Source organism: Marinobacter sp. UBA2498 (assembly GCF_002341575.1).
Taxonomy (GTDB): Bacteria; Pseudomonadota; Gammaproteobacteria; order Pseudomonadales; family Oleiphilaceae; genus Marinobacter; species Marinobacter manganoxydans.
Window position 1 is genome coordinate 36,130 of sequence record NZ_DDOI01000106.1, and the last position, 7,792, is coordinate 43,921.

Here is a 7,792-nt window from a genome sequence, read left to right on the forward strand (position 1 = left end):
CAGTTCCCTGGACCCGGGAAATCGGCGTTGCGGGATCACCGCAGACCGATTCTGCCCTCCCTGCTGCGGGCAGAAACGACAGAATCAGAACGCCGAGAAAGACATACCGCCAGGTCCCAGAGCTCACACTGGCGGTTTAGCTGAGGCCGGCAACGGCTTTGAGGGCCTGTTCGCGTTTGCTGCCAAATCCCAACTGGTCGGGATTGGCCAACTCAAGCTGTTGCACCAGAGGATCCGGGTGCTGATTGTCGAAGGTAATACCGAGCCGTGACAGCACGTAGGGGGCAAGCGCGGCACGGGTAGCAACTTCCAGACGACCATGTTCCATGCCGTAGTCACGGGCAATGATCTCTTGCTGGGCTTGGGTCAGGCGCTGATCCGGGGTGACCACCAGGGTAACCTGCCGGTTCCAGTGCTCGTCCTGGTCCCGGGTGTGTCTGGCGCGCTGCCGGAGGGCCTCCGGCGAGGTCCGGAATCGGCTCAGGGCGAAATCCCGGAATTCCCGGTTTGAGTCGCACCATGCCCGCAAATGCCAGCTGTCGCCGGCACAAACCAGAGTATGCGGCTCAAGTATGCTTTCCACCGCTTCCGGTCGGCTCAGGGAGGCATAGCTGGCCCGCAGCTGTCTTCCCTGTCGTGTTGCCGTCACCACCGCACGCATGGTTTCGGGCGCGATGACCCGATTCGGACCCTGGACCACGGTGCTGTCCGGCAGGCCAATGTTCAGGGATTCAAACGTGGTGCTCAGGTTTTGCTGGCGGGCAAGCAGGTCCAGATATTCATTGACCACGCCTCGGGTGACCACCGGGCGAAATCTATCGGCCGGGACATAACCTTTCAGGTGACGGTCGTAAACCAGATTGCCCGGCGCCAGTTCGCGCAGATAGGTGTTGATATCCTTGGACGCCTGCTGACGACCGATCCCGAAACTGTGGCAGATGTGGTTGGTAGTCAGACGACCTTCCCACAGGGCAATCGTTTCGATAAGTCGATAGCGAAGCAGCAGATCCCAGCGGATGGGCCAGTCCGTTTTTTTCATAACCAGGCGCTCACGGTCCAATGAATAGCTCGTTTTCATGTTACCTGCTCCGGCACTCATGGTCTGTTACGGCGCATTAATGTAAAACCCTGTTAAACCGCTACACGGCGGCCTTTGCGGGTTTTTGTGATGCAGTTAACAGGTTTCGGGAAGTGCCTAGTGGCTTCACTTCCCGCTACTGATCTAATACGTCGCCGGCAAAGTCCGGGACTTGTTGCTATTTTGTTTGTCATCCAAGCGAAAATACCCTGTAACGCCCGGAGCCGATGTAATGACCCGAATGGTCACCTCCCTGTCTGCCCTGATTCTAAGCATTATTCTGCTGGTCAGTGGCAATGCATTCCTGATGACACTGCTGGGCATCCGTCTGAGTATCGAGGCGATATCGCCGGATATTATCGGCTGGATTCTGGTCTGCTATTCCATCGGTTTTGTGTTGGGTACGCTCTATGTTCACCGGATTATCGGCCGGGTTGGTCATATCCGGGCGTTCGCGGTGTTTGCCGCTGCTGCCGCTGTCACGTCGTTACTCTATCCGATGGCCGTTTCCGAGATTTTCTGGGCCGTTCTGCGGGTACTCTCCGGGTTCAGTATTGCCGGTGTGCTGGTGGTCATCGAGAGCTGGTTCTCCAGCCGTGCCACCAATGCCAACCGCGGTGCGTTGTTTGCGGTGTACCAGATTGTTTTTTATCTGTCCGCCGCCGGCGGCCAGCTCATCGTAAATATCGGCGACCCCGCCAATTTCATGCCTTTCTCGATTGCCGCGATCCTGTTGGCGCTGGCGCTGATGCCGCTGGCACTGACCAAAATGGAAGCGCCCGTTATTGAGCAGGTTCAGCGCATCTCCATTTTCACTTTGGCACGGGAATCCTTTTCCGGTGTTGCCGGCGCCCTGATCTGTGGCGTCATGATTGGCGGCTTTTATGCGCTTGGGCCGGTGTACGCAACACTGGTCGGGCTGGACGTTGCACGGACATCCACGTTCATGGCCAGTGCCATTGTCGCTGCCATGATCCTTGCCTGGCCGCTGGGCCGGCTCTGCGACCGTTTCGACCGGCGCCGCGTGATGTTCTGGATCGCTCTGGTAGCGGCTTCAGCGGCAGGCGGTGTCGGAGTTCTCGGGGCCGAAAACGCGTGGCTTTTGACCCTTCTGGTTGGTGTGTTCACGGGGCTTTCAGCCGCTTTGTACCCCGTAGCCGTGGCCATCACCAATGACCGTATGGAAAGCACCCGTATTGTGGCGGCCAGTGCCACGCTGTTGCTGAGTTACGGCGTTGGCAGTGTCATCGGGCCGGTTGTCATGGCGGAGCTGATCAATCTCCTGGGGCCGAAAGGCCTGTTCTTCGGTAATGCTGGCTTCCTGCTGCTGCTGGCCGTGATTACCAGCTACCGGATCAGTCATACTGAGGACGTTGCCGTTGCAGATCAGGAGCACTTTGTGCCTGCCATGCCGGAAGCGTCGCCGGTTCTTGCCGAGATCGATCCACGAAATACCGAATTCCATGAGTCTCCTGAAGTCGAGGAGATGCACGAAGAGCAGCGTCAGGCGAGCTGACGCTGCTTTCGGTTTTCCCCGATTTTGTTTTTACTTCCGTATCTGTTTTTATCACAATGGTTAGCATACTATTGGTGACTTTCCGATAATGTGATTAATTGGCCGAAGGCGCGGCAGCGCCCGGCCCGGGCCAAGCCCTCTTTTGATATGGAGTGACGACAAATGAGAGACCAGTTTCCTTTTGCGGTAGCGCGGGTTACCCGGCGCTGGAGAAAAATGCTGGACGAGCGCCTGAAGGATCTGGGCGTCACCCAGGCGCGCTGGAGCACGATGGTGTACCTGGAAAAAGGCGGTGAGGGCCTCACACAGCGTGAGCTGGCAAGCCTGATGGCGATCGAGAATCCGACTCTGGTGCGACTGCTGGACAGTCTCGAGCAACAGAATTTGATTGAGCGCCGGCCCTGCCCGAACGATCGCCGTGCGCGGCGGCTGCATCTGACCAACGCCGGCCGGGCGTTTATGGATGACCTTTCCGAGCGAGCCGAGGTGCTGCGCGAGGAAATGCTGGAAGGCATCAGCGACAAAGAGATCGAGTGCACCGTAAAGGTGTTCCACAAGATCCTGGAAAACGCCGAAAAGCAGAAATAACCCTTGGCTGATAACTCAGTTGAGGGCCTGAAAGCCCGCTACGGGGATCGCTGGCGTTGGCTGGCGGTGGCCACGGTGATGATAGGCACCATGGCTACCGTACTCAGCGCCACCGTAGTCAACGTGGCGTTGCACGATATCATGGTGGAGTTCGGCATTCGCCAGGGCCAGGTTCACTGGCTGGCAACGGGCTTTATCGCCGCCATGACCACCACCATGCTGGCCTCCTCCTGGCTGCTGGATCACTTCGGGGTTCGCAAGACCCTTGCCGTAGCCATGTTTCTCTTTACCCTGATTTCCCTTGCCGGCGGTTTTGCCGAGACGCCGGGGCAGCTTATCGCCGCCCGGATCGGCCAGGGTGCCATGGCCGGCCTGATGCAGCCCATGGGCATGTATCTGGTGTTCCGGATTTTCCCCCGCGATCGCCGCGGCCAGGCCATGGGTATCTACGGTATGGGGGTGATTCTGGCCCCGGCCCTCGGTCCGGTGCTGGGAGGCTTTCTGGTTGATCAGCTGGACTGGCGCTACGTGATGTTTGCACCGGCTCCGGTCACGTTGCTGGGTGTTTTCATGGCCTGGCGCTTCCTGCCCTTGCCGGTGTCCCGGCCAGCCCCCTATCGCTTTGACCTCCCCGGCCTTGTATTGCTCGGGTTTACCATCGCCCTGTCGCTCGATGCTCTGAACCGGTTGCAACAGGCGGCAGGCCAGAAGAGCTGGATCTTGATCGAAGGGCTACTGGCCCTCGGCGGGCTGCTGCTATTCATACTGCGTGAGCGACAAACTGCCCATCCTCTGGTGAACATTGCCCTGCTGCGCAAGCCGGTCTTTGTTTTCGCCTGCCTGGGTGCCATGGCACTGGGGCTGGCGCTGTTCGGATCCACCTACCTCATTCCATTGTTCGTACAGACAGCTCTGGGCTTCAGCGCAACGGAGGCAGGTTTGCTGATGCTGCCTGCTGGTATTGTCCTGGGTATGACGTTTCCGTTGGCCGGCCGCATGGCCGACAGGCACAGTGCCCGGGGTTTGGTGGTGTTCGGTATTGGGGCATTTGCCCTGTCCGCCGTGCTGTTCGCGCTGTCCGATCTCGAGCTCGCCTTTGGCTGGCTGGTGCTCTGGACAGTGCTGGGCCGCATCGGTATCGGTTTCATGCTCCCGGCCCTCTCGACCGGCGCCCTGAATCCGCTGGAGCCACAGGAGCTGGGGGCCGGCTCGAGCACGCTTAACTTCATGCGCCAGCTCGGTGGCGCCTTTGGCGTTAACCTGGTGGCACTGACCATTGAATTTGGCGAGCACACCTCCGGGATGCCCACGATCAACGCGTTCCACTCGGCCTGGTGGCTGGTGGCGGCATTCGTAGCGGTTGCGGCGATCCCGGTGTGGCGAATGCGGGTCTAGGAAGACCTTTGGTTGCGGCCCCGCGCCGGATTCATTATCATGCCGGCATCTCTTCAGGGGAGTAGCCTCCGCATCGGATTGTCCGAGCGGATGATAGTCAACATACTTGGGGCCAAATCCCCATGGCTATCATGTCTCACCGCAACACCGGTGATATTGGCAAGACCTGAGGCGGTTTCACCTCCATTGGGCGGAAGGTGGGCTGCCTCATGTCTGGTTATCCGCCCTGGAGTTTTTCATGGACGCTTTTCTCGCCTCGACGGTTGCTGTTGCCATAGCGGAAATTGGTGACAAGACCCAGTTGCTCTCGCTTTTCCTGGTTGCCCGATACGCCACCCGCCTGCCTATTATTCTCGGCATTTTTGTCGCAACGGTTCTCAATCACGCCTTATCTGCCTGGCTCGGTGCCTGGGTCGCTTCCTTTATTCCAGAAGCCTGGCTGCCCTGGATTCTGGCCGGCAGCTTTGTCGCCATCGCTCTGTGGCTACTGGTGCCCGACAAGGATGACAGCGCAGACTCGAAGTTTCTGGGCATGGGGGCGTTCATGGCCACCACCATCATGTTTTTCCTGGCGGAAATCGGCGACAAGACCCAGGTGGCAACGGTCGTTCTCGCCGCCCGCTTTACCGAAACCTTCTGGGTTATTCTGGGCACCACGGTGGGGATGCTGCTGGCCAACATACCGGTTATCATGGCAGGACGCTGGCTGATGGAACGGTTGCCCCTTGCCACAGCCCGGATTGGCGCAAGCGTTCTGTTCGTGGTGCTTGCCGTTGTAACAGTGTGGGCAACCTTTATGAACTCCTGAGGGTACTTGCTGTCACTGTACCCGGTTGCCTGATGCTTTCGGAATGTTTTCTATGTGGTTCAGATTCTTAATGGTTTTTGCTTTGGCACAGCTCCTGGCATTTCCGACCATCGGTTCGGAACAGCCTGTGGAGGCTGTCAGTAATTCGGATACCCCGGAGAAACCCGACAGAAGCCCTCGTGTGCCCACCTTCCCGATCCAGGGGGACCTGGCCGGAGAGCTTGGCGTATTCGAGACCCGTTACGAGGACACTTTTGCCGGCATTGGCAACCGTCTGGCCATGGGCTATCTGGAGTTGGTGAAGGCCAATCCCGGTGTCGACCCCTGGCTACCCGGAGAAGGCACTACGATTACCCTGCCGCGCCATTATGTGCTGCCCGACTCCCGGCGCGAGGGCATTGTCATCAATCTTGCGGAGTACCGCCTGTATTACTTCACCAATGGGGGAGTTCAGGTGTACCCGGTTGGAGTGGGAACGGCTGAAAATCCCTCTCCGCTGACCGATGCCGAAGTCACCATGCCGCTGGAATCTCCGGCCTGGTATCCGCCGGCCAGTATTCGCGCGGAGTACGAGGCATCAGGTGAGTACCTGCCCCGTATGATTCCTCCGGGCCCCGGGAATCCGCTTGGTACCCACGCCCTGTTGCTGAGCGAGAAAGGCTATCTGATCCACGGCACCAACAAGAAGTTTGGTGTGGGCATGCCGGTCAGCCATGGCTGTTTCCGGATGTACAACGAGGATATCTCCCGGTTTGTTTACCAGGTTGAGAAAGGTACACCGGTTCAGGTTGTCCACGATGCCGTCAAGATCGGTTTCTCGGATGGTGAGGTCTGGCTTGAGGTGCACCGCCCCCATGAAGACTACCCCCGAGAAGATCGCGACCGTTTATGGCAGCAGGTCTTCGCTGAAGTTGAAGCTTTCCGCAGCCAGCACCCAGGCGTTGAGGTCAAGCGTGGCGCCATTGAGCTGGCAGTGGACCAGGCCGATGGTCTGCCAACCATGATTGGTGAACGGGTTACCCAAATGGCCGCAGACAAGACCGTGGAAGAGAAGTCACCGGAATCGGCCAACGAGCCGGAGCAGCGGCTATACTTCTGACATAGAGTTCCGGGCAAGAGTGCCGCGCTGCGTGAGTGCCTGAGACAGAACCGCGGCCACTGTGCCATCGTATGTCCAGCAATCAGAATTTTTCCGGATCCGGGGAGGCGTCATACAGGTAAACCATCCCATGCGATCACAGAACCCTGCCCGGCTTCGGCGCTGGGCCCTGGTGATGATGACCGGCGCCCTGCTGGCACTGGCTTCCCTCGCCCATCAGGTTTTTGCCCAGCAGAAGGCTTCCGAGACCGCTCTGGTGCTTACAGTTGAGGGCGCCATTGGCCCCGCGACCATGGACTATGTCACCCGGGGTATTCGCAGGGCCGAATCTGAGGGTGCCGGCCTGGTGATCATTGAAATGGACACCCCGGGCGGCCTGATGGATTCCATGCGGGATATCATCAAGGTGATTCTTGCCTCCGAAGTTCCCGTGGCTACCTATGTTTCCCCGCAGGGCGCCCGGGCAGCCAGCGCTGGCACGTTTATTCTCTATGGCAGTCACATTGCCGCCATGGCCCCTGCGACCAACCTGGGCTCTGCGACGCCGGTCCAGATGGGCGGCCTGCCGGGTAGCCCGGAACCGGAAAGCGATCCGGCCTCCGGCGAGCCGCAAACGGAGGAAGGCTCTGATTCCGAATCCGGGTCTTCGTCTGACGGCGAACAGCAAGCCAGCGACGACGACGGCAAACGGCGCGGCGGTACCGCCATGGAACGCAAAGTTCTGGAAGATGCGGTCAGTTATATTCGCGGGCTGGCCGAACGTCACGGCCGGAATGCCGAGTGGGCCGAGGAAGCCGTCCGTGAGGCGGTGAATCTCGGTGCCGACGAGGCCCTGGAAAAGAACGTCATCGACGTGGTCTCACCCAACATTCGGGACTTGCTGCAGCAAGTGGATGGCCGGACCGTTCGCATGGCGTCGGGCGACATGACCCTGAATACGGCCAGTCTGGAAATCGTCCGGTCCCAGCCGGACTGGCGCACCCGCCTGCTGTCGGTGATCACCGATCCGAACGTTGCCTACTTCCTGATGATTATCGGCTTCTACGGCATCATCTTCGAACTGGCCAACCCCGGTGCCGTGGTGCCGGGGGTGATTGGCGCTATATCACTGATTCTCGCACTCTTTGCCTTCCAGGTTCTGTCGGTGAACTATGCCGGCCTGGCATTGATCATCCTGGGCTTGGCGTTCATCGTGGGGGAGGCGTTTGTACCCAGTTTCGGGATATTGGGGGTCGGCGGGATTGTTGCCTTTGTGACCGGTTCGATCATCCTGATGGATGGCAGTCACCGGGATATATCGCTACCGAC

Annotated in this window: 7 protein-coding genes and 1 riboswitch; of the genes, 6 read left to right on the top strand and 1 reads right to left on the bottom strand. The window is 59.2% G+C overall.

Features of this window, described 5'->3' with window-relative positions; all coding sequences use genetic code 11:
- Window positions 1-136 precede the first annotated feature (136 nt).
- Window positions 137-1,039, bottom strand: a complete 903-nt coding sequence (locus B2W52_RS14875) for a helix-turn-helix transcriptional regulator (RefSeq protein WP_175497395.1) — start codon at window positions 1,037-1,039, stop codon at window positions 137-139.
- Window positions 1,040-1,310: 271 nt separating this feature from the next.
- On the opposite strand from B2W52_RS14875, the gene B2W52_RS14880 reads away from it, so the two are divergent.
- From B2W52_RS14880 to B2W52_RS14905, 6 genes are all read left to right on the top strand, one after another.
- The gene (locus B2W52_RS14880) at window positions 1,311-2,594 is read left to right on the top strand and encodes an MFS transporter (RefSeq protein ID WP_053113506.1); all 1,284 of its coding nucleotides are present in this window, start codon (window positions 1,311-1,313) and stop codon (window positions 2,592-2,594) included.
- A 162-nt stretch (window positions 2,595-2,756) separates the two neighbouring features.
- On the top strand, window positions 2,757-3,182 hold the full coding sequence (locus B2W52_RS14885) for a MarR family transcriptional regulator (protein WP_008176821.1): 426 nt from the start codon (window positions 2,757-2,759) through the stop codon (window positions 3,180-3,182).
- A 3-nt stretch (window positions 3,183-3,185) separates the two neighbouring features.
- The gene (locus B2W52_RS14890; protein ID WP_053113508.1) at window positions 3,186-4,577 is read left to right on the top strand and encodes an MDR family MFS transporter; all 1,392 of its coding nucleotides are present in this window, start codon (window positions 3,186-3,188) and stop codon (window positions 4,575-4,577) included.
- A 51-nt stretch (window positions 4,578-4,628) separates the two neighbouring features.
- Window positions 4,629-4,812, top strand: a riboswitch (yybP-ykoY riboswitch).
- A 3-nt stretch (window positions 4,813-4,815) separates the two neighbouring features.
- On the top strand, window positions 4,816-5,385 hold the full coding sequence (locus B2W52_RS14895) for a TMEM165/GDT1 family protein (RefSeq protein ID WP_008176825.1): 570 nt from the start codon (window positions 4,816-4,818) through the stop codon (window positions 5,383-5,385).
- Between the two features lie 52 nt (window positions 5,386-5,437).
- Window positions 5,438-6,484 (top strand): L,D-transpeptidase family protein, encoded by a 1,047-nt coding sequence (locus B2W52_RS14900; RefSeq protein WP_008176827.1) that lies wholly within the window; start codon window positions 5,438-5,440, stop codon window positions 6,482-6,484.
- Between the two features lie 130 nt (window positions 6,485-6,614).
- On the top strand, window positions 6,615-7,792 hold a 1,178-nt coding region (locus B2W52_RS14905), incomplete at its 3' end, for an NfeD family protein (RefSeq protein ID WP_286803671.1).

Coding starts and splice junctions, on each gene's coding strand:
- B2W52_RS14885 (WP_008176821.1), top strand. CDS start 2,757: ATGAGAGACCAGTTTCCTTTTGCGGTAGCGCGGGTTACCCGGCGCTGG.
- B2W52_RS14875 (WP_175497395.1), bottom strand. CDS start 1,039: ATGAAAAAAACGGACTGGCCCATCCGCTGGGATCTGCTGCTTCGCTAT.
- B2W52_RS14895 (WP_008176825.1), top strand. CDS start 4,816: ATGGACGCTTTTCTCGCCTCGACGGTTGCTGTTGCCATAGCGGAAATT.
- B2W52_RS14900 (WP_008176827.1), top strand. CDS start 5,438: ATGTGGTTCAGATTCTTAATGGTTTTTGCTTTGGCACAGCTCCTGGCA.
- B2W52_RS14880 (WP_053113506.1), top strand. CDS start 1,311: ATGACCCGAATGGTCACCTCCCTGTCTGCCCTGATTCTAAGCATTATT.